Genomic DNA, 17,345 nt, shown 5'->3' with positions numbered 1-17,345 from the left:
GAAGAACCATGACTGCAACGACTGAGACCACGACCGGCGTCGGCCGGGTCGCCCGGGTGACCGGACCGGTCGTCGACGTGGAGTTCCCCGTCGAGGCGATGCCGGAGCTCTACAACGCCCTGCACGTCGACGTGCTCGACCCGTCGGGGGAGGGCACGAAGACCCTCACCCTCGAGGTCGCCCAGCACATCGGTGACAACATGGTGCGCACCATCTCCATGCAGCCCACCGACGGCCTCGTGCGCGGAGCCGACGTCCGCGACACCGGCGACTCGATCACCGTGCCCGTCGGCGACGTCACCAAGGGCCACGTGTGGAACACGCTGGGCAAGCCGCTCGACGTCGAGGAGTCGACCCTTCAGATCACCGAGCGCTGGGGGATCCACCGCCAGGCGCCGAGCTTCGACCAGCTCGAGAGCAAGACCGAGGTGTTCTGGACCGGCATCAAGGTCATCGACCTGCTCACCCCCTACGTCAAGGGCGGCAAGATCGGCCTGTTCGGCGGTGCGGGCGTCGGCAAGACGGTCCTCATCCAGGAGATGATCAACCGCGTCGCGGAGAACTTCGGCGGTGTGTCGGTCTTCGCCGGCGTGGGCGAGCGCACCCGTGAGGGCAACGACCTCTTCGGCGAGATGACCGAGTCCGGCGTCATCAACAAGACCGCGCTGGTCTTCGGCCAGATGGACGAGCCGCCGGGCACCCGCCTGCGCGTGGCGCTCTCGGCGCTCACCATGGCCGAGTACTTCCGCGACGTGCAGAAGCAGGACGTGCTGCTGTTCATCGACAACATCTTCCGCTTCACCCAGGCGGGCTCCGAGGTGTCGACGCTGCTCGGCCGCATGCCCTCGGCCGTGGGCTACCAGCCCACGCTGGCCGACGAGATGGGCCAGCTCCAGGAGCGGATCACCTCGACCCGCGGCCACTCGATCACCTCGCTCCAGGCGATCTACGTGCCCGCCGACGACCTCACCGACCCCGCGCCGGCGACGACGTTCGCGCACCTCGACGCGACCACGACGCTGTCGCGGCCGATCTCCGAGCTCGGCATCTACCCCGCGGTCGACCCGCTCGACTCCACCTCGCGCATCCTCGACCCGCGCTACATCGGCGACGAGCACTACCGCGTCGCGGCTCGCGTCAAGGAGATCCTCCAGCGCTACAAGGACCTCCAGGACATCATCGCGATCCTCGGCATCGACGAGCTCTCCGAGGAGGACAAGATCCTCGTGGGCCGGGCCCGGCGCATCCAGCGGTTCCTCTCGCAGAACCTCTTCGTGGCCGAGCAGTTCACCGGCCAGCCCGGCTCCTTCGTGCCGGTCGAGGAGACGATCGCCTCGTTCAAGGCGCTCACCGAGGGCGAGTACGACCACCTGCCCGAGCAGGCCTTCTTCCTCTGCGGCGGCGTCGAGGACGTCGAGAAGAACGCCGCGAAGCTGGCCGGCTGACCATGGCCGAGCTCATCGTCAGCCTCGTCGCCGTCGACCGGAAGGTGTGGTCGGGCACGGCGTCGCTGGTGGTCGCGAAGACGCTCGAGGGCGAGATCGGCATCATGCCCAACCACGAGCCGGTCCTCGCGCTGCTGGCGGACTCCCCGGTGCGCATCACCACCACCGAGGGCCGGGTCATCTCCGCCGCGGTCCACGGCGGCTTCTTCGCGGTCGACTCCAACCACGTGTCGATCCTCGCGGAGTCCGCGGAGCTCGGCGGCGAGATCGACGTCGAGCGGGCCCGGCTCGCCCTGGAGCGGGCGATGGCGGCCGGTGACGACACCGAGGACGAGAAGGCCGCGGTCAGCCGCGCCGAGACCCGGCTCAAGGTGGCGATCTCCGAGCAGCACAAGGAGCACGCCGCGGACTCCGGCGGGCGCCGCCCCGGCACCTGACGCCGCGCCGCACGCACGACCGACGACCCTGGGACCTCCGCGGGAGGCCTAGGGTCGTCGTCGTGAGCGACGCACCGCACCCCCGCACCGCCGCCCTGGTCTCCCGCGTGCGCGCGGCCGAGGGGCCCGACGGGCGCCTCGCCCTGCCCGAGGTGACGGAGTGGGACATCTTCCCGTTCGAGGGCGACCTGCGGGTCAAGCGGCTCGAGGACCCGGTGCTCCCGGAGCCGCCGCGCACGGGCGAGGGTGGACGGCCCTGCGGCGCGTGCGAGCACGGCATCGAGCGGGCCGTGTGGGCCGACGACCGCTGGCTGCTGGTGCCCCTGGAGCCGACGCCGGTGCCCACCGTGCTGCTCGAGCCGCGCGCCCACCTCGACTCGGTCGACCTCGACGAGGCGATGGCCGCCGACCTCGGCGTGCTCACGCTGCACCTCGAGCGGGTGCTGCTCGGCCTGGGCGGGTTCGCCCGCGTGCACGTGATGAAGATCGGCGACGGCGGGGCGCACCTGCACGTGTGGTTCATGGCCCGCCCCGAGGGCCTGCTCCAGCTGCGCGGCTCGTCCCTCACGGACTGGAGCGACGCGCTGCCGCCGATGCCCGCCGAGGAGTGGACGGCGCTCGCGGCGCAGATCGCGCGGGACCTCGCGGCCGTGCGGGGCGGCGAGGTGCTGACCCCGGCCGGCGGTCCGGCCGGGGGCTAGCGGTCGCCGCCGGGCTTCCAGAGCACGTCGCCGCCGCCGGAGAGGTTGGCGTGGCGGGCGAGGATGAACAGCAGGTCCGATAGCCGGTTGAGGTAGGTGGCGGTCAGCGGGTTCATCGTCTCGCCGTGCACCGCGAGGGCCGCCCAGGTGGAGCGCTCGGCCCTGCGGGCGACGGTGCGGGCCACGTGCAGCAGGGCCGATCCGGGCGTGCCGCCGGGGAGGACGAACGAGCGCAGCGGCGCGAGCAGGGCGTTGTAGGTGTCGCACGCGGCCTCGAGCCGGTCGACGTAGTCCTGCTCCACGCGCAGCGGCGGGTGGGCCGGGTCGGCCACCACCGGGGTGCTGAGGTCGGCGCCGACGTCGAACAGCTCGTTCTGCACCCGGGTGAGCAGCGCGACCACGTCGGGGGCCAGGTCGCCGAGGGCGAGCGCCACGCCGAGCGCGGAGTTGGTCTCGTCGGTGTCGGCGTAGGCGGCGAGCCGCAGGTCGTCCTTGCCCACGCGGGACATGTCGCCCAGCGCCGTGGTGCCGTCGTCGCCGGTGCGCGTGTAGATCCGGGTGAGGTTGACCATGCCGGTGAGCCTACGGCGTCGTGCTCGGGCGGGCCCGCCCGCGGGAAGGCCACCCTGACGGGCGGACGTCGTGGGACGGGGGAGCCGCCGATCTCGCCTATCCTCACCTGACGTGGAGGCCTTCCGGATCGTCGGCGGCGCCCGCCTGGCCGGCGAGGTGCGGGTGACGGGCGCCAAGAACAGCGTGCTCAAGCTGATGGCCGCCGCCCTGCTCGCCGAGGGCACCACGGTGCTCCACGAGGTGCCGGACATCCTCGACGTGGCCTACATGTCCGAGCTGCTGCGCCGGCTCGGCTGCGAGGTCCACCGCGACACCGCGAGCCGCACGGTCTCGATCGACGTCCCGGCCGTGCCGCACCACAAGGCCGACTACGACCTGGTGCGCCGGCTCCGCGCCTCGATCAACGTGCTCGGGCCGCTGCTGGCCCGGTGCGGCGAGGCCGACGTCGCCCTGCCCGGGGGCGACAACATCGGCAGCCGCGGCCTGGACATGCACGTCGCCGGCCTCGAGCGGCTGGGCGCCACGGTGCGCAGCGAGCACGGCTTCCTCATCGCCACGCGCGACCAGCGGCTGCACGGGGCGAGCGTCTGGCTCGACTTCCCGAGCGTGGGCGCCACGGAGAACCTGCTCATGGCCGCGGTGCTGGCCGACGGCGTCACGGTGATCGACAACGCGGCCCGCGAGCCCGAGATCGTGGACATCTGCACCATGCTCACCTCGATGGGCGCCTCGATCGACGGCATCGGCACCTCCACGCTGGAGGTGCACGGCGTCGAGGCGCTCTCGCCCACGGAGCACACCACCGTGCCCGACCGGCTGGTCGCGGGCACCTGGGCGGTCGCCGCGGCCATGACCCGCGGCGACGTCACCGTGCGCAACGCCCGCGCCGACCACCTCGAGATCGCGCTGGACAAGCTCACCGCGTCCGGAGCCGTGGTCGACGTGGTCGAGGGCGGGTTCCGCGTGCGCAGCACCGACCGCCCGCGCGCGGTCGACGTCGTCACGCTGCCCTACCCCGGGTTCCCCACCGACCTCCAGCCGCAGTTCATCGCGCTCAACGCGATCGCGCGCGGCGCGGCGATGGTGACGGAGAACCTCTTCGAGGCCAGGTTCCGCTTCGTCAACGAGATGGTGCGGCTCGGCGCGGACGTGCGCACCGACGGGCACCACGCCATGGTCCGGGGCAAGGAATCGCTGTCGGGCGCTCCCGTCGAGGCGGCCGACATCCGGGCGGGCGCCGGCCTCGTGCTCGCCGGCCTCGTGGCCGACGGCGTCACCACCGTGTACGAGCCCCACCACGTCGACCGGGGCTACGAGGGGTTCGTCGACGACCTCGTGCGGCTCGGCGCGGACGTCACCCGGGTGCAGCTCGCCTCCGTGGGCTGAGGCCCGTCAGCCCCTCCCGTCGACCACGGCGCGGGCCCGCTCGAGGTCCTGCTCGAACACCATGATCCGCGGGCCGGCGGTGGTCTGGGCGAGCGTCGCGCGGATCTTGTGGTCCTCCAGCGTCCGGCGCACGATCTCGGCCTCGATGTAGTTCGTGGGGGCCGCCACGGACACCAGCAGGCCGTACTCGTCGACCCGGCCGGACCTCGCCGGGCGCGCCACCACCGACCCGCCGCGCCGGAAGGTCCAGCGCAGGAGCAGGACCAGCAGGCCGACCCCGAGGAAGGCGATCACCGGCCCCACCAGGAAGGAGGCGCTCGTGGACACGCCTCCATGGTGTCCCCGTCCGGGCCCCGGTGCCAGGCCGGCGACCGGTCGGCCCGGGGGAGGTTGGGGGAGCCCCTCCGATTAGAGTCCGAGACGGCCGCCCGGCACCGGGCGCCGGGACGAGGGAGAGCGCGATGGCTTCGCAGGTCGCCGTGATCGGCGCCGGGCTGATGGGCGCGGGCATCGCCCAGGTCGCCGCGGCGAACGGCTACGACGTGGTCCTCCAGGACGTCACCGACGGCGCCCTCGAGCGCGGCCTGGGGTCGGTCCGGGCGTCGTACGCCAAGTTCGTCGAGCGCGAGCGCATGACCCGCGACGAGGCCGACGCGGCCCTGGGCCGCATCGCCACCACGACCGAGCTCGACGCCGTCTCGACCGCCGACATCGTGGTGGAGGCCGTCTTCGAGAAGCTCGAGGTCAAGGCCGAGGTCTTCCGCTCGCTCGACGCCCTCTGCCGCGAGGACGCGGTGCTGGCGTCGAACACCTCGGCCATCCCGATCACCTCCATCGCGGCGGTCACCTCGCGGCCGGAGTCGGTCGTGGGCACGCACTTCTTCTCGCCGGTCCCGCTCATGAAGCTGTGCGAGCTGGTGCGCGGCTACAAGACCTCGGACCAGACCCTCGCCACCGCCCGCGACTTCGCCGAGGGCGTGGGCAAGACGGTGGTCGTGGTCAACCGCGACGTCGCGGGGTTCGTCACCACGCGGCTCATCAGCGCCCTGGCGATGGAGGCGGTGCGGCTGCTGGAGTCAGGCGTCGCGAGCGCCGAGGACATCGACACCGCCTGCCGGCTCGGCTTCGGCCACGCGATGGGGCCGCTGGAGACGGTGGACATGACCGGCGTCGACATCATGCTCAACGCCGCGAGCAACATCTACACCGACACCCAGGACGAGACCTTCGCGCCGCCGGAGCTGCTGCGCCGGATGGTCGCGGCGGGCGACCTCGGCCGCAAGACCGGCCGCGGGTTCTACGACCACGCCTGATCGCGACGGGTCGAGGAGGCACACGTGCGGGACAAGCCCTGGCTGATGCGGACCTACGCCGGGCACAGCTCGGCGAGCGCGTCCAACGCCCTCTACCGGACCAACCTCGCGAAGGGCCAGACCGGCCTCTCGGTGGCCTTCGACCTGCCCACGCAGACGGGCTACGACCCCGACGACCCGCTCGCCCGCGGCGAGGTGGGCAAGGTCGGCGTGCCGGTCACGCACCTCGGCGACATGCGGACGCTGTTCGACGGCATCCCGCTCGACGAGATGAACACCTCGATGACCATCAACGCCACCGCGATGTGGCTGCTCTCGCTCTACGCCGTGGTGGCGGAGGAGCAGGGGGGCGCGCTGTCGTCGCTCTCGGGCACGACGCAGAACGACATCATCAAGGAGTACCTCTCGCGCGGGACCTACGTCTTCCCGCCCGGGCCGTCGCTGCGGCTGATCACCGACATGATCGCGTGGACCGTCGTCGAGGTGCCGCAGTGGAACCCGATCAACATCTGCAGCTACCACCTCCAGGAGGCGGGCGCCACGCCGGAGCAGGAGATCGCGTACGCCATGTGCACCGCGATCGCGGTGCTCGACGCCGTGCGCGACTCGGGACAGGTGCCGCCGGAGCGCTTCGGCGACGTCGTCGGGCGCATCTCGTTCTTCGTCAATGCCGGCGTGCGGTTCGTCGAGGAGATGTGCAAGATGCGCGCCTTCGTCGAGCTGTGGGACGAGCTCACCCGTGAGCGCTACGGCGTGCAGGACGCCCGGGCCCGCCGGTTCCGGTACGGCGTCCAGGTGAACTCCTTGGGGCTCACGGAGGCGCAGCCCGAGAACAACGTGCAGCGCATCGTGCTCGAGATGCTGGGCGTCACGCTGTCGAAGGACGCGCGCGCCCGGGCGATCCAGCTGCCGGCGTGGAACGAGGCGCTCGGGCTGCCGCGGCCCTGGGACCAGCAGTGGTCGTTGCGCATCCAGCAGGTGCTGGCCTACGAGAGCGACCTGCTCGAGTACGACGACCTCTTCCGCGGATCGGTGGTGGTGGAGGCGAAGGTCGCCGACCTCGTCGCCGCGGCCAAGGCCGAGATCGACCGCGTGCAGGAGATGGGTGGTGCGGTCGCCGCGGTCGAGTCGGGCTACATGAAGAGCCGCCTGGTGGAGTCGCACGCGGCTCGGCGCGCGCGGGTCGAGAGCGGCGACGAGGTGGTGGTGGGCGTGAACGCCTACACCGCCACGGAGCCCAGCCCGCTGACCGGTGCCGGGATCGAGGCGATCCAGACCGTGGATCCCGCGGTGGAGGCCGAGGCGGTGGCGCGGCTGGACGCCTGGCGCGCGGCTCGCGACGCCGACGCCGTCACGGCCGCCCTCGACGCCCTGCGCGCTGCGGCGGCCGGCACCGGGAGCCTCGTGCCCGCGTCCCTCGCGTGCGCCCGGGCGGGCGTCACGACCGGCGAGTGGGCGGGCGCGCTGCGCGAGGTGTTCGGCGAGTACCGCGCCCCCACCGGCGTGTCCGCCGCCGTGGGCACCGCCGCGCCCTCGGACGAGCTCGCGGCCGTGCGGGCCGACGTGATCGCCACGGGCGAGGCGCTCGGCTCCCGCCTGCGGATGCTCGTGGGCAAGCCGGGGCTCGATGGCCACAGCAACGGCGCGGAGCAGATCGCCGTGCGGGCCCGCGACGCCGGCTTCGAGGTGGTCTACCAGGGGATCCGGCTCACGCCCCAGCAGATCGTGGCGGCCGCGGTCGCCGAGGACGTCGACGTCGTGGGTCTCTCGATCCTGTCCGGCTCGCACCTCGACCTCGTGCCCGCGGTGCTCGAGGGCCTGCGCGAGGCCGGGCTCGGCGAGGTGCCGGTCGTCGTGGGCGGCATCATCCCGGACGCCGACGCCGGGATCCTGCGCGCCGCCGGCGTGGCCGCCGTGTTCACCCCCAAGGACTACGACGCCACGGTGATCATGGCCCGGGTGCTCGACGAGGTGCGCGCGGCCCGCGGCCTGCCCCGGCTGGTCGCCGCCACCACCTGACGGGCGTGCTCAGTCCTGACCCCGCTTGTTCCACCTGAAGAACCGCAGGCTCAGGAGCAGGGCGACCACCGCCCACGCGGCCAGCACTGCGGCGCAGGCGCCGAGCTGCCACGAGCCGGACACCTCGAGCGCCGCCGCCGCCTCCGGAGGCAGGAAGACGCTGCGCATCGCCTGAGTCAGCCACTTGAGCGGGAACACCGCGGCGAAGGTCTGCATCCAGTCGGGCAGCTGGCTGTAGGGGAAGAAGACGCCCGAGGTGAACTGCAGCACCAGCACGATCGGGCTCACGATCGCCGGTGCGCCCTTGCCGTTCTTGGGGACCGAGCTGAACGCGATGCCCAGCAGGGTGCACGCGATCAGGCCGAGCACCGACACCCACACGAGGGTCACCCACTGGGAGCCGCTGGGGAGCTGGAGCTTGTAGAAGAGACGTCCCACGGTGACCAGCAGGGTGAGCTGGGCGACGTACGCGACGAAGACCAGGCCGATCTTGCCGATGAAGTACGAGAGCTTGGGCATGGGCGTGCCCTGGATGCGCTTGAGAGTGCCGTCGTCGCGCTCGAGCGGGATCGAGATCGAGAGGTTCTGGAAGCTCGTGTAGAGCACGCCGGACGCGATCATGCCGGCCACGAAGTACTGCGAGAACGCGATGTCCGAGCCCTCGCTGAGCGGCTGGCTGCCGAACACCGCCCCGAAGATGACCATGAGCAGCACCGGCAGCAGGAAGTTGAACACCGCCGACTGGCGGTCGCGGAAGAACTGCTTGAGCTCGATGCTCACGCGCCGGCGGCCGAGCGCGAACGCACCCGGGGGGCGCGCGGGGACCGCCGGGCCCGTCGTGACGGTCGAGGCGCTCATCGCGTGCCCTCCGTGTCGTCGAGGTCGTGCCCGATGAGGGACAGGTACGTGTCCTCCAGGCTCGGCCGGTGGACGGCCAGCCCGGGGACCTCGCCGCCGAACCGGTCGGCGAGCTCGCGCACCGCCTTCGTAGGCTCGTGGGTGGGCACCCGGCGCACGGCCCCCTCCTCGCGCCATGTGACGGTGGCCAGCGACTCGTCCCGCCCACCGAGGCGAGAAGGGACGTCGCAGGCGATCACGCGCCCGCGCGCGATGACGGCCACCCGGTCCGCGAGCACCTCCGCCTCGTCGAGGTAGTGCGTGGTGAGCAGGATCGTCGTCCCCTCGCCCCGCAGGCCCTTGATGAGCTCCCAGAACTCGCGCCGCGCCTCCGGGTCGAAGCCGGTCGTGGGCTCGTCGAGGAAGAGTAGCTCTGGCCGGCCGATGATCCCCAGGGCGACGTCGAGGCGCCGGCGCTGGCCGCCGGAGAGGTTGGCGCCCCGGGTGGTGCGCTTCTCCGCCAGCCCCACCGCCTCGACCACCTCGTCGACCGACCGCGGGTGCGGGTAGTAGCCGGCGAAGTGCGCGACCGACTCCTCGACGGTGAGGTCGCCGAGGTCGCCGGCGGTCTGCAGGACGATCCCGAGGCGGCTGCGCCACACAGGGTGGGCGTGGGCCGGGTCGACCCCGAGGACGTCGACCTCGCCCGCGTCGCGGTGCCGGTAGCCCTCGAGGATCTCCGTCGTGGTCGTCTTGCCGGCGCCGTTGGGGCCGAGCAGCGCGAGCACCTCGCCGCGGACGACGTCGAGGTCCACGCCGTCGACCGCGCGGGTCTCGCCGTAGCTCCTGCGCAGCCCGCGGACCCGTACCGCGAGGTCCGCGCCGTCGGGTGCCGGGACGACGAGCGTGCCGGCGGAAGGGTCGGTCGTGGTCATGGGTCCACCCTGCCGCACGTGCACGCGGCCGTGCACCGGGGATCGGGGACCAGCCGTCGAAGGCTCAGGACGGGTACAGGTACCGCACGTAGAAAGCGCCGAATATCAGGACGATGCCGGCGTTGACGGCGAGCCGCGGCCAGGGCTGGTCTCGGAAGAAGAGCAGGTCGACGCCCACGATCACCGCGACCATGACCACGACGTAGAGCACGCTCAGTGCGGACCGTCCCATGACGCCCTCCCGCCCGGCCGCGGGGCAGGCCCACGGTGCCAGGGCACCAGCGTGCGCCGTGTCCGCAGGCTCGGCCACCGGAGCACGGACGCCGCGGGGAGCCGGCGGACGTGGCGCTGTCGCTCGCGCGGCGGCACTGGCAGGCTGGCCCGGCGTCCGGCACCCCGCCGGATGCCCCAGTGCCCCGGGAGAGCCATGAAGCTCCTGCTCACCTCCGGCGGCGTGAGCAACGCCGCCATCCGCGACGCGCTGCTGCGCCTGCTCGGCCGGCCGATCGAGGAGTGCGCCGCGCTGTGCATCCCGACGGCGGAGTGGGGCCACCGGTACTGCACCCCGGCGTCGGCCTGGCGCTTCGTGTCGGGGCGGTCGCCGGCGCCGATGACGGACCTGGGCTGGAGGTCCGTGGGCGTGCTCGAGCTCACCGCGCTGCCCAGCATCGGGGCCGAGCGGTGGGTGCCGTGGGTGCGCGAGGCCGACGTCCTGCTCGTCGACGGCGGCGACGCGACGTACCTGTGCCACTGGATGCGCGAGTCCGGCCTGGCCGACCTGCTGCCGGAGCTGCCGGACACCGTCTGGGTCGGCATGAGCGCCGGGAGCATGGTGATGACGCCGCGGATCGGCGCGGACTTCGTCAGCTGGCAGCGACCGGACGGCGACGACCGCACGCTCGGGGTGGTGGACTTCGCGATCTTCCCCCACCTCGACCACCCGGACATGCCCGAGAACACCTTGCCCGAGGCCCGGCGCTGGGCCGCGGGGATCGGGGTGCCGGCGTACGCGCTCGACGACCAGTCGGCGCTGGTGGTGGACGGCGGCTCCGTGGAGGTCGTCTCCGAGGGCCGGTGGACCTACCTCGAGCCGTGACGCCCCGGGACGCGTGCGCGGGCTAGAACAGCCGGGAACCGGCGTCGTCCACCCCGCGCAGGGCGTCGTAGTCGAGCACCACGCACTCGATGCCGCGGTCCTGCGCGAGCACGCGCGCCTGCGGCTTGATCTCCTGCGCGGCGAAGATGCCGCGCACGGGCGCGAGCAGCGGGTCGCGGTTGAGCAGCTCCAGGTAGCGGGTGAGCTGCTCGACGCCGTCGATCTCGCCGCGGCGCTTGATCTCGACCGCGACGGCCCGGCCCTCGGCGTCGCGGCACATGATGTCGACCGGCCCGATCGCCGTGGGGAACTCGCGCCGCACCAGGCGCCAGCCTGCGCCGAGCACCTCGACCTGCTCCGCGAGGAGCTTCTGGAGGTGGGCCTCGACGCCGTCCTTGACCAGCCCCGGGTCCACGCCCAGCTCGTGGTCGGTGTCGTGGTGCACCTCCTCGACGGTGACCACCAGCTGCTCGCCGGCCCGGTTCGTCACCGTCCAGGTGCCGACGCCGTCGTCGTCCACCTCGGTCGCGAGCGCGCAGGGCGGGCTCATCCAGTTCAGCGGCTTGTAGGAGCCGCCGTCGGAGTGGACGAGCACCGAGCCGTCGGCCTTCACCAGGAGCAGCCGGCGGGCGCTGGGCAGGTGCGCGGTGAGGCGGCCGACGTAGTCGACCGAGCACGTCGCGATCACCAGGCGCACCCGGCGACCGTAGTACGCCGGCGCCGCCCGGCGTGCGGGGGGCACCCGGCCGGGCCGGGCCGGGCCGGGGAGCGGGGGCGCCGGGCCGGGGAGCGGGCCGGGCCGGTCACCTGGGAGGATCGGGTCGGCCCCCGCCGACGTGGTCCGACCGGCCGCGGCGCGCCCGGGCCGACGTCGCACCCGGCGGACGTCGCACACGGCAACGGAGGACGGCATGGCGCACGAGGTCACCAAGGTGGGGGTCGTCGGTCTGGGCACGATGGGGGCCGGCATCGCCGAGGTGTTCGCCCGCAGCGGCTACGACGTCGTCGGGCTCGACGCCGGCGAGGAGGCCCTCGCCCGCGGTCGCGAGCACGTCGACGGGTCCACCGGCCGCGCGGTGTCGCGCGGCAAGCTCAGCGAGGCCGAGCGCGACGAGATCATCGGCCGGATCCGCTACACGACCGACTACGCCGACCTCGCCGACCGCGACCTCGTCGTGGAGGCCGTGCCCGAGAGCCTCGAGCTCAAGCGCGAGATCTTCCAGCAGCTCGACAAGGTCGTCTCGCCGGAGGCGATCCTCGCCTCCAACACCTCGTCGCTGTCGGTCACCGAGATCGCGGTGGCCACCGCGCGGCCCGCCCAGGTGCTCGGCATGCACTTCTTCAACCCCGCACCGGTGCAGGCCTTCGTCGAGATCGTGCGCACGGTCGTCACCGCACCCGAGGTGGTCGACGAGGTCAAGGGCGTCGCCCAGAAGCTCGGCAAGCTCCCCGTGGTGGTGGGCGACAAGGCCGGGTTCATCGCCAACGCGCTGCTGTTCGGCTACCTCAACCACGCGGCCAACATGTACGAGACGAAGTACGCCTCCCGCGAGGACATCGACGCCGCGATGAAGCTCGGCTGCGGCCTGCCCATGGGGCCGCTCGCCCTGCTCGACCTGATCGGCCTCGACACCGCCTACGAGATCCTCGACACGATGTACAAGCAGGGCCGCGACCGCCTGCACGCGCCCTCGCCGGTGCTCAAGCAGATGGTCACCGCCGGCCTGCGCGGCCGCAAGACCGGTCGCGGCTTCTACACCTACGAGGAGCCCAACTCGCCGGTCGTGGTCCCGGACGCGCTCACCCCGGAGGCGGACGGCGGTTCGCCGCAGGGCCTGCGGCCGGTCGACACCGTGGGCGTGGTCGGCTCGGGCACCATGGCGACGGGCATCGTCGAGGTGTTCGCCAAGGCCGGGTTCGACGTCGTCTACGTCGCGCGCACCGACGCGAAGGTCGCCGCCGTGCGCGGCGCGCTCGAGCGCTCCCTCGACAAGGCGGTCGCCCGCGGCAAGCTCGAGCAGGCCGACCGCGACGCCGCACTCGCCCGCGTGACGGGCACCACCCGCCTCGACGACATGGCCGACCGCGACCTCGTCGTGGAGGCCGTGGTGGAGGACCTCGGCGTCAAGACCGTGCTCTTCGAGGCCCTCGACGAGATCTGCAAGACCGGCGCGATCCTGGCCACCACCACCTCCAGCCTGCCGGTGGTCGACCTCGCGGCGGCGACCAAGTACCCGCAGGACGTCGTCGGCCTGCACTTCTTCAACCCCGCCCCGGTGATGAAGCTGGTCGAGGTGGTGTCCACCGTCACGACGGCGGACGACGTCGTGGCCACGGCCGTCGACGTGTGCCGACGGCTGGGCAAGCACCCGGTCACGTGCGGCGACCGGGCCGGCTTCATCGTCAACGCGCTGCTGTTCCCCTACCTCAACGACTCGGTGAAGATGCTCGAGGCCAACTACGCGTCCGCCGACGACATCGACACCGCGATGAAGATGGGCTGCGGCTACCCGATGGGCCCCTTCGAGCTGCTCGACGTCGTCGGCCTCGACGTCTCGCTGGCGATCCAGCGCACCCTCTACCTCGAGTTCCGCGAGCCCGGCTTCGCGCCGGCGCCCCGGCTCGAGCACCTGGTGACGGCCGGCTACGTCGGGCGCAAGGCCGGACGCGGCTTCCGCGCCTACGACTGACCCGGCGGGGGACACGTGGCCCGGCGCAACCGGCGCTCGCCGCAGCCGGAGCAGCGCCCGGTTGAGGGCGCCACCCACCAGCGGGTGGAGGAGCACGACGACGGCGAGTGGGTGGTGCGGCGCATCTCGGGGGCGGGCAGCACGAAGACCTACCGCTGCCCCGGCTGCGACCACGAGGTCCGTCCCGGGACGCCCCACGTGGTGGCCTGGCCCTTCGACCGGCCGGGAGGCGAGGACGAGCGCCGTCACTGGCACACCCCGTGCTGGAACGCCCGCGGACGACGCGGCCCGTCGCGGGGGCGACCGCCGCGCGGCTGACGTCGTCGGCGAGACTGGCCGGGCGCGCACGGTGCGCGCAGGACCCACCGAAGGGACGGCGATGCCCGAGATCGTGGCCAACAGCGTGCTGCCGGCCCGCCGCGAGCCGATCACGATCACCACCGACGACGGCCTGCGCCTCGTCGGCGAGCTGGCGACGCCGGTGGACCGCCCGCCCGTGGCGACGATGGTCTGCCTGCACCCGCTGCCGACCCACGGCGGCATGATGGACAGCCACCTCTACCGCAAGGCGGCATGGCGGCTGCCGGCCCTCGCCGGGATCGCGGTGCTGCGGTTCAACACCCGCGGCACGTCGAGCGCGGCCGGCACGAGCGAGGGCGAGTTCGACGCGGCCGAGGGCGAGGGCCACGACCTGCGCGCCGCCGTGCGCGACGCCGAGGACCTCGGGCTGCCGCACCCGTGGCTGGTCGGGTGGTCGTTCGGCACCGACGTCGTGCTCCGGCACGGCGACATCGACCCGATCGAGGGCGCCGTGCTGATCTCGCCGCCGCTGCGCTACTCCACGGACGCCGACCTCGACCGCTGGGCGGCGTCGGGCCGACGGCTCACCGCCCTGGTGCCCGAGCTGGACGACTACCTGCGTCCCGACGAGGCCCGGGCGCGCTTCGCCCGCGTGCCGCAGGCCGAGGTGGTGGGCGTCGAGGGCGCGAAGCACCTGTGGGTGGGGGAGAAGTACGTCAGGATCGTGCTGGACGCGATCGTCGCCCACCTGGTGCCCGGTGCCGGGCCGCTGCCCGACGAGTACGACGGACCGATGGAGAGGTGGAACGACCTGTGACCGGCTTCCGGCTCGACGGCAGGACGGCGCTGGTGACCGGCGCGTCGCGGGGGATCGGGCGCGCCATCGCGCTGGCGTTCGCCGATGCGGGCGCCGACGTCGCGCTCCTCGCCCGCGACGAGAGCGCGCTGGGCGAGGTCGCCGCGGCGGTGGAGGGCCTCGGACGCCGCGCCGCGGTGGCGGTGTGCGACGTGACCGACGCCGACGCCGTGAGCGCCGCGGTGGCCGCGAGCACCGAGCGCCTCGGCCCGATCGACGTCCTGGTCAACAACGCCGGCGGCAACAGCTTCGCGCGGCCGTTCGCGGGGATGCGGTTCTCCGGCTGGGAGCGCACGCTGCGGCTCAACCTGGACTCCGTCGTGCACGTCACGCAGGCGGTGATCCCGCAGATGATCGAGCGGCGCACCGGATCGGTGATCAACCTGAGCTCGGTGGCGGGGCTGCGCGGTGCCCCGACGATGTCGCACTACGGCGCGGCGAAGGCTGCGGTGATCTCGCTGACGCAGTCGCTGTCGACCGAGAGCGCGTGGGCCGGGGTGCGCGTCAACGCGCTCGTGCCGGGGTGGATCGAGACCGACCTCACCGGGTTCCTGCGCGACGACGAGGGCACGGAGAAGGGGCTGCTCGCGACCGTCCCGATGGCGCGCTGGGGCACGGTGGAGGAGATCGCCGCCCCCGCGGTGTTCCTCGCCTCCGACGCCTCGTCGTTCATGACCGGCCACGTCCTCGTGGTCGACGGCGGACTCTCGGCGATGCCGTGAGGCGCCCGATGCCCGCACCGGGCCGAGGGAGGTGCTGATGGCGCCGACGGTCGTGCTGCTGCACGCGTTCCCGCTCGACTCCCGCCTGTGGGAGGACGTCGTCGACCCGCTGGCCGACGCCGGCTGGGCCGTGGTGGTGCCGGACCTGCGCGGCTTCGGCGAGTCGGCGTACGGCGAGGAGGGCCCGGAGGACGAGCCCTCGCTGGGGGCCATGGCCCACGACGTCCTCGGCATCCTCGACCGGGTCGGGGTGAGCAACGCGGTGGTGGCGGGGATCTCGCTGGGCGGCTACGTCGCGATGGAGCTCCTGCGCCAGGACCCCTCCCGCGTGGCGGGTCTCGCGCTGATCGACACCAAGGGCACCGCCGACACCGAGCAGGCGCGGGCCAACCGGCTGACCGTGGCCGAGCAGGTGCTCGCCGCCGGGTCGACCGAGGCGCTCGCCCGCGCGATGCTGCCCACGCTGCTCGGCGCGACGACGCACGCCACCCGTCCCGGGGTGGTCGAGCGGGTGCGCGGCTGGATCCTCGACGCCGACCCCCGCGCCGTCGCCTGGACCCAGCGCGCGATGGCGGCTCGGCCCGACTCGCTCGCCGACCTCGCCTCGCTCGCCGCGCCGTCGCTGGTGCTGTGGGGCGAGGAGGACGAGACCAGCTCCCGCGCCGAGCAGGACCTCATGGTGGCCTCGCTGCGGGACGCGCGGCTGGTGACCGTGCCGGGCGCGGGGCACCTCACGGTGGTGGAGGACCCGGCCGCGGTGTCCGCCGCCCTCGTGGAGTTCCTCGACGACGTGCGCCGCCTGCCGCAGTCGACCTGATCCACGGTCGAGGCACTCCTGCGCGGGCGACCGCGTCGCCGGTACGGACAGGGTCGCCGCGCCCGGGCGCTGCGGCCGCCAGGGATCCGCTCGCTGGCAGCCTGGCCGGAGCGTGCCCTGTGCTGGGCGCCGGAGCTGCAGGACCGACGCGTCGTCCGCGGGCGTGGCGGGTCCTCGGCTCGGCACGAGGGGTCAGCTCAGGACCGCGAGGCGACGCGACCCGACTGAAGCCGGCCACGGGCGGCGAGGCGAGCGACCGCAGCGCGCGGTGACGAACGGCGGCGGCGGCCAGCGAAGGGCAGTGGGAAGCGCCGAGGGCGGTCGAGCGCGGGGTCAGAACGGAGGGCGTTCCGGGGGATCGCCGGTGCCGGGAGCGGAGCCGGCGTCGCCACGGATCGGACCGTCCGCGTCCGGGCGCGCTCGTGCGTCGTCGCGCGCGGCCGGAGTCGCGAGCGGCGGGGCCGGTCGTGATCGGGGTTCGAGGACCGGTTGGGCGGGGATGCGGATGCGTTGGCGCCATCGGGTGACCCACGTGCCGGACCCGTCGGCGGCGCTGTCCTCGATGGTCGCGTGCCCGGCGGTCTTGACCTGGTGGCAGCGCGAGCACAGGCCGCCGCAGTTCGCCGTGTCGCTGGATCCTTCGGGGAACGGGAGGGCGTGGTCCATCTCCTGCGCCCGGCGGGTGCACCCGGGTCGCCGGCAGGTCGGGTCGCGGTGCAGGACGTGCTCGCGCAGGGCGGCGGGGAGGTACTGGCGGGTGCCGTAGTCGAGCAGGTGCCCGTCGACCGGGTCCACGACCAGGCGGCGCCACCAGTCGGCGACCGCGGCGACCTCGCGGGCGATGGGCGCGGGGATCGGAGTCCCGTTGAGGAGTGCCAGCCCGTCGCGCTCCCCGCGCAGCGTGTCGAGGTCCATCACGACGTGGAGCTCGGTCTGGGTGCGCGAGGCGTCGTAGACCAGCGTGCCCTCCTCGTCGCGGGTCCCCAGGACGAGGGCGGCGAGCGCGTCGGCGCGGCAGGCACCGGAGGCGGCGTCGTCGTTCCCCGCGCGCAGGGCATCGGCGCCGCCGCGCTGCGCGCGTAGCGCCTTGCCGGCCGCTTCGATCGCGTCGAACACGGCGTCGATCACGGGGGCCTGGTGGGTGACTCCTAGGAACGCCATGCCGTCCCCGATCGGCTGCCGGTACACGTCCCGGGTCGCGACGGCCTTGTTGGCGCG

Annotated in this window: 18 protein-coding genes; 12 read left to right on the top strand and 6 right to left on the bottom strand. The window is 73.3% G+C overall.

Annotated features, from left to right (window positions below):
* Positions 1-8: 8 nt before the first annotated feature.
* The 3 genes from atpD (at position 9) to GC157_01850 (ending at position 2,583) form a co-directional block, all read left to right on the top strand.
* Positions 9-1,445: a F0F1 ATP synthase subunit beta gene (gene atpD, locus GC157_01860; protein ID MBI1376219.1), complete on the top strand. Its 1,437-nt coding sequence runs from the start codon at positions 9-11 to the stop codon at positions 1,443-1,445.
* 2 nt (positions 1,446-1,447) lie between these two features.
* Entirely contained in the window at positions 1,448-1,882 is a 435-nt protein-coding gene (locus GC157_01855; protein ID MBI1376218.1) for a F0F1 ATP synthase subunit epsilon, read from the top strand.
* 62 nt (positions 1,883-1,944) lie between these two features.
* Positions 1,945-2,583, top strand: coding sequence for a hypothetical protein (locus GC157_01850; protein MBI1376217.1), 639 nt, complete (start codon positions 1,945-1,947; stop codon positions 2,581-2,583).
* On the opposite strand, the gene GC157_01845 is transcribed toward GC157_01850, so the two are convergent.
* Entirely contained in the window at positions 2,580-3,155 is a 576-nt protein-coding gene (locus tag GC157_01845; protein MBI1376216.1) for a cob(I)yrinic acid a,c-diamide adenosyltransferase, read from the bottom strand. The two genes, GC157_01850 and GC157_01845, sit on opposite strands and share 4 nt — an antisense overlap.
* Before the next feature lie 112 nt (positions 3,156-3,267).
* Here GC157_01845 and murA point away from each other — a divergent pair, with 112 nt between their 5' ends.
* Positions 3,268-4,542 carry a UDP-N-acetylglucosamine 1-carboxyvinyltransferase gene (gene murA / locus GC157_01840; protein ID MBI1376215.1) on the top strand — a complete coding sequence of 425 codons (1,275 nt, stop codon included), beginning with the start codon at positions 3,268-3,270 and terminating at the stop codon, positions 4,540-4,542.
* Positions 4,543-4,548: 6 nt separating this feature from the next.
* On the opposite strand, the gene GC157_01835 is transcribed toward murA, so the two are convergent.
* The gene (locus GC157_01835; GenBank protein ID MBI1376214.1) at positions 4,549-4,869 is read right to left on the bottom strand and encodes a hypothetical protein; all 321 of its coding nucleotides are present in this window, start codon (positions 4,867-4,869) and stop codon (positions 4,549-4,551) included.
* A gap of 134 nt (positions 4,870-5,003) precedes the next feature.
* On the opposite strand from GC157_01835, the gene GC157_01830 reads away from it, so the two are divergent.
* Together GC157_01830 and GC157_01825 are read left to right on the top strand one after the other, a co-directional pair.
* Positions 5,004-5,855, top strand: coding sequence for a 3-hydroxybutyryl-CoA dehydrogenase (locus GC157_01830; GenBank protein ID MBI1376213.1), 852 nt, complete (start codon positions 5,004-5,006; stop codon positions 5,853-5,855).
* A gap of 45 nt (positions 5,856-5,900) precedes the next feature.
* On the top strand, positions 5,901-7,874 hold the full coding sequence (locus tag GC157_01825) for a protein meaA (GenBank protein MBI1376212.1): 1,974 nt from the start codon (positions 5,901-5,903) through the stop codon (positions 7,872-7,874).
* Between the two features lie 9 nt (positions 7,875-7,883).
* On the opposite strand, the gene GC157_01820 is transcribed toward GC157_01825, so the two are convergent.
* Positions 7,884-8,732 carry an ABC transporter permease gene (locus tag GC157_01820; protein ID MBI1376211.1) on the bottom strand — a complete coding sequence of 283 codons (849 nt, stop codon included), beginning with the start codon at positions 8,730-8,732 and terminating at the stop codon, positions 7,884-7,886.
* Entirely contained in the window at positions 8,729-9,646 is a 918-nt protein-coding gene (locus GC157_01815; GenBank protein MBI1376210.1) for an ATP-binding cassette domain-containing protein, read from the bottom strand. Before GC157_01815 ends, GC157_01820 begins: the two co-directional genes overlap by 4 nt.
* A gap of 427 nt (positions 9,647-10,073) precedes the next feature.
* Between GC157_01815 and GC157_01810 the strand changes: the two genes are divergently transcribed.
* The gene (locus tag GC157_01810; GenBank protein ID MBI1376209.1) at positions 10,074-10,742 is read left to right on the top strand and encodes a peptidase E; all 669 of its coding nucleotides are present in this window, start codon (positions 10,074-10,076) and stop codon (positions 10,740-10,742) included.
* 22 nt (positions 10,743-10,764) lie between these two features.
* On the opposite strand, the gene nucS is transcribed toward GC157_01810, so the two are convergent.
* Positions 10,765-11,439 (bottom strand): endonuclease NucS, encoded by a 675-nt coding sequence (gene nucS / locus GC157_01805; GenBank protein MBI1376208.1) that lies wholly within the window; start codon positions 11,437-11,439, stop codon positions 10,765-10,767.
* Between the two features lie 214 nt (positions 11,440-11,653).
* Between nucS and GC157_01800 the strand changes: the two genes are divergently transcribed.
* The 5 genes from GC157_01800 to GC157_01780 all read left to right on the top strand — a co-directional run bounded on the left by GC157_01800 (position 11,654) and on the right by GC157_01780 (position 16,127).
* Positions 11,654-13,432, top strand: a complete 1,779-nt coding sequence (locus GC157_01800) for a 3-hydroxyacyl-CoA dehydrogenase family protein (GenBank protein ID MBI1376207.1) — start codon at positions 11,654-11,656, stop codon at positions 13,430-13,432.
* A gap of 15 nt (positions 13,433-13,447) precedes the next feature.
* Positions 13,448-13,750: a hypothetical protein gene (locus tag GC157_01795; GenBank protein MBI1376206.1), complete on the top strand. Its 303-nt coding sequence runs from the start codon at positions 13,448-13,450 to the stop codon at positions 13,748-13,750.
* A gap of 61 nt (positions 13,751-13,811) precedes the next feature.
* Positions 13,812-14,549, top strand: a complete 738-nt coding sequence (locus tag GC157_01790) for an alpha/beta hydrolase (protein MBI1376205.1) — start codon at positions 13,812-13,814, stop codon at positions 14,547-14,549.
* The gene (locus tag GC157_01785) at positions 14,546-15,310 is read left to right on the top strand and encodes a glucose 1-dehydrogenase (protein ID MBI1376204.1); all 765 of its coding nucleotides are present in this window, start codon (positions 14,546-14,548) and stop codon (positions 15,308-15,310) included. Before GC157_01790 ends, GC157_01785 begins: the two co-directional genes overlap by 4 nt.
* Positions 15,311-15,347: 37 nt before the next feature.
* A complete protein-coding gene (locus GC157_01780; GenBank protein ID MBI1376203.1) occupies positions 15,348-16,127 on the top strand; it encodes an alpha/beta fold hydrolase in 780 nt (259 codons plus the stop codon).
* Positions 16,128-16,460: 333 nt separating this feature from the next.
* Here the strand turns inward: GC157_01780 and GC157_01775 are convergent.
* A partial coding sequence (locus tag GC157_01775; GenBank protein ID MBI1376202.1) for a hypothetical protein occupies positions 16,461-17,345 on the bottom strand: 885 nt, incomplete at its 5' end.

The sequence above is a fragment of the Frankiales bacterium genome, assembly GCA_016125335.1.
Classification (GTDB): domain Bacteria; phylum Actinomycetota; class Actinomycetes; order S36-B12; family CAIYMF01; genus Longivirga.
Note: the sequence above shows the minus strand (reverse complement) of the source record. Positions and strands in the feature narration are given on the sequence as shown.

Coding starts and splice junctions, on each gene's coding strand:
- GC157_01845 (MBI1376216.1), bottom strand. CDS start 3,155: ATGGTCAACCTCACCCGGATCTACACGCGCACCGGCGACGACGGCACC.
- GC157_01820 (MBI1376211.1), bottom strand. CDS start 8,732: ATGAGCGCCTCGACCGTCACGACGGGCCCGGCGGTCCCCGCGCGCCCC.
- GC157_01790 (MBI1376205.1), top strand. CDS start 13,812: ATGCCCGAGATCGTGGCCAACAGCGTGCTGCCGGCCCGCCGCGAGCCG.
- GC157_01810 (MBI1376209.1), top strand. CDS start 10,074: ATGAAGCTCCTGCTCACCTCCGGCGGCGTGAGCAACGCCGCCATCCGC.
- GC157_01825 (MBI1376212.1), top strand. CDS start 5,901: ATGCGGACCTACGCCGGGCACAGCTCGGCGAGCGCGTCCAACGCCCTC.
- GC157_01800 (MBI1376207.1), top strand. CDS start 11,654: ATGGCGCACGAGGTCACCAAGGTGGGGGTCGTCGGTCTGGGCACGATG.
- GC157_01855 (MBI1376218.1), top strand. CDS start 1,448: ATGGCCGAGCTCATCGTCAGCCTCGTCGCCGTCGACCGGAAGGTGTGG.
- atpD (MBI1376219.1), top strand. CDS start 9: ATGACTGCAACGACTGAGACCACGACCGGCGTCGGCCGGGTCGCCCGG.
- GC157_01815 (MBI1376210.1), bottom strand. CDS start 9,646: ATGACCACGACCGACCCTTCCGCCGGCACGCTCGTCGTCCCGGCACCC.
- GC157_01780 (MBI1376203.1), top strand. CDS start 15,348: ATGGCGCCGACGGTCGTGCTGCTGCACGCGTTCCCGCTCGACTCCCGC.
- GC157_01830 (MBI1376213.1), top strand. CDS start 5,004: ATGGCTTCGCAGGTCGCCGTGATCGGCGCCGGGCTGATGGGCGCGGGC.